This window comes from Vibrio sp. 10N.222.49.C9, assembly GCF_041474985.1.
GTDB lineage: Bacteria > Pseudomonadota > Gammaproteobacteria > Enterobacterales > Vibrionaceae > Vibrio > Vibrio crassostreae_C.
Genome location: NZ_JBFRVD010000877.1, coordinates 1 through 304, shown reverse-complemented (window position 1 = coordinate 304; position 304 = coordinate 1). Strand labels below are relative to the sequence as shown.

Below are 304 nucleotides of genomic sequence, written 5' to 3'. Positions count from 1 at the left end.
TGCTCTCTCATCTTGGAGTAGAATTGCAGGCGGGTCATGTCGTACACTCCAGAGGTAAATTGTTCCTCAAGCTCCTCATCCACTGCAAACTGTTCTACTTCTTCTCTCTTTAATTCTTTTGCACTAGAGGTAATCCAATCAATAGGAACAGCAAAATCACTGTTCCAGTACTTGTCGAATTGCTCTCCGGTTTGTTCTACCGTATTGCCATAAATTAATAAGTCAAAATCCCCAAACTCTACTGGTGAGTGATAGGAAAAGTATTCATTTCCTATGTTTCTACCGCCTACAACACTAGCGACAC

General features: G+C 41.4%; 1 pseudogene. It reads right to left on the bottom strand.

Annotated features, from left to right (window positions below):
- A pseudogene (locus AB4585_RS26035) lies at positions 1 to 304 on the bottom strand (phospholipase D family protein); the annotation flags it as partial.